The 2,773-nt window shown below is 75.5% G+C and carries 2 protein-coding genes; both read left to right on the top strand.

Annotated elements, in window-relative coordinates:
- Positions 1-2,107: SpoIIE family protein phosphatase (locus BN2279_RS07790; protein WP_059007806.1), on the top strand; the 2,107-nt coding region annotated here is incomplete at its 5' end.
- 102 nt (positions 2,108-2,209) lie between these two features.
- Positions 2,210-2,773: substrate-binding domain-containing protein (locus BN2279_RS07795; RefSeq protein WP_159037109.1), on the top strand; the 564-nt coding region annotated here is incomplete at its 3' end.

Raw genomic sequence — 2,773 nt, forward strand, 5'->3', positions numbered from 1 at the left:
GCGCGGCCTGGTGGGGCTGTGCGCGCGGCGTGTCGGGGGGGGGCTGCGGGGCGGCGGGCGGGGCGGGGGGGGGGGGGTGGGGGGGGGCGGGGGGGGCGGGCCGGGGGGCGGCGGCCGGTTCGGCTGGTTCGCGCTCGCCCTGCACAGCGGGCTGGTCGAGGCGGACGCGCGGGCCCTGGAGCTGATGGACATCCCCGCGGACGGCTTCGACGGATGCGTGGAGACCCTGCTGGCCCACGCGGTCCCGGAGGACCTGCCCGCGCTGATGGCGATCGTGGAGCCGGGCGCGGTGGGGGCCGGCGGCCGGGAGATGGAGTTCCGCGTCCGGCGCCGCTCCGGGGAGCTGCGCTGGCTGCACCTGCGCTGCCGGGTGCTGGCGGACGAGGCCACCGGCGCCCCGGGACGCGTCCTGGGCGTCCTGGGCGACGCCTCCCGGCTGCGGCCGAGCGCCGACGAGGTGTCGCGGGTGCAGCGGCTGTCGGCGACCCAGGCCACCGCGGTCACCGGCGCGGACGTCGGCGCGGGGGCGGTCGCCGCCCTGCGCGAGCTGGGGGCCGACCGGGTCGCGCTGGCCGAGTCGGAGGGCGACCGGCTGGTGATCCCCGCGCTGGACCCGCCGGAGATCGGCGACTGGCCGGAGAGCTGGCGCGCCGAATGGCCCCACGTGCCGGGCACCGCGCTGCCCGCGCTGGACGCCGTGCTGCGGGAGGGCCGGCTGGGCATGTGGGCGGCGGACACCCCGCTCGACCCGGGCCTGGCGGACGTCGGGCCCGGCGGTCTGGCCGTGCTGCCGCTGCCCGCCGACGGGCGGCTGGCCGGGGTGTGCCTGATCGGCTGGCAGGAGGGCCACGAGTCCGGTCCGGAGGAACGGTTCCTGCTGACGGCCGCGGCCGGGCTGGTGGGGCAGGCCGTGATGCGCGCCCGCGCGTCCGACGCGCAGCACGAGCTGGCCGCGATGCTCCAGCGCAGCCTGCTGCCGCGCACCCTCCCGGCGCTGCCGGGCGGCGTGGCCATCGCCCGTTACCTGCCCGCGACGGTCGGGCTCGACGTGGGCGGCGACTGGTACGACGTGATCCCGCTGACCGACCGGCATGTCGCGTTCGTCATCGGCGACGTGCAGGGCCACAGCGCCGGGGCGGCGACGATCATGGGCCAGATCCGCACGGCGATCCGGGCGTACGCCGTCGAGGGCCACTCGCCGGACGTGGTCGTCTCGCACGCCAACCGGCTGCTGATGGGGATGGAGACCGACCTCTTCGCCACCTGCTGCTACGTCGCGATGGACATGGAGGAGGGCGACACGTGGTTCGTCCGCGCCGGGCACCTGCCGCCCCTGGTGCGTGACCCGGACGGCTCCACGCGGGAGATCGAAGTGGAGGGCGGCCCCCCGCTGGGCGTCGTCGCGGACCCGCGGTACCCGATGACCGTCGTCGGGCTCGCCCCCGGCGCCGTGCTCACCCTCGTGACGGCCGGCCTGGTCGAGTCGGCGAGCCTCAGCCTGGAGGAGGGCCTGCGCCGGGTCCGCGACGGCCTGTCCGCCACCGGTACGGCCGACCTCGGCCGGCTGGCCGACGCCCTGCTCGGCGGCGCGGACCGGCGGGACGACGACGTGGCGCTGCTGCTCCTGCGCTACGACGGGACGAAGGTCAAGCCGCGCCGCGCGAGCTGGACGCTGTGGCGGCCGCCCGACGCCGCGGGCCACGCCCGCCGCTTCACCGCGCGGACGCTGCGGTCGTGGCACGTGACGGACACCGCGGAGGGCACCGACGGGACGGACGCGGTGCTGCTGGTCGTCTCCGAGCTGGTGACGAACGCCCTGATGCACACCCAGGGCCAGGCGCGGCTCGACCTCACCCTCGCCGGTGACCGGCTGCGGGTCGCGGTGAGCGACTCGTCGCCGCGCACGCCCGTGAAGTCGGCGCACACGGACTGGGAGGCGACGGGCGGCCGTGGCCTGCTGCTGGTCGAGGCGGTGTCGGAACGCTGGGGCTCGGTGCCGCTCAGCGGCGGCAAACAGGTGTGGAGCGAGATCGCCGTGGCGCCGGACGATCCGGCGGCGGACGCGGACGAGCCGCTGCCCGCCGGGGCCGGAGGCGGTGGACGCTGAATTGCGGCGTTTGCCCGTTTGGCCTTACATGTGAAACGGGCGACGTCCGGCGCTGTCCGGCGTCCGCCCCCGCGGCCCGCCCGCCGGCGAAGGGATGCACGGATGGCAACGGTGACCTGCGGCGCCGCCGTTCTCGCGACCGCGGTGCTGCTGACCGCCTGTCTCGCCGCCTGCGGCGACCGGCACGCCGACGGGGCCGGCGACGACACCCTCGACATCGGCGTGCTGTTCCCGGACAACCTGATCCCCCGCTGGCAGAACCACGACAAGCCCCAGATCGAACGCGGCGTGCGCGCGCTGTGCCCGGAGTGCTCCGTGGAGGTCGTCAACGCCCAGAACGACGTGGCCACCCAGCAGCAGCAGATGGACTCCATGATCACGCGGGGGGTCGAGGTGCTGGTCCTCGACCCCCTCGACCCCCGGGCGCTGCGCTCCGCCGTCGAACGGGCCGACGAGGCCGGCATCCCCGTCGTGTCGTACGACCGCCTGGCCGAGGGACCCGTCTCCGGCTATGTCTCGTTCGACAGCGAGGAGGTCGGCCGGCTCCTGTCTCTCATACACATTTGTCGCCGGCGATGTAGAGGGTTCGGTAACAACTCGTTTCATGCGTCTCCTCTACCTTATCGGACCTCTCCTAACACTCCTACTCCTACTCCTGATGTGGCA

It is taken from the genome of Streptomyces specialis (assembly GCF_001493375.1).
GTDB classification, from domain to species: domain Bacteria; phylum Actinomycetota; class Actinomycetes; order Streptomycetales; family Streptomycetaceae; genus Streptomyces; species Streptomyces specialis.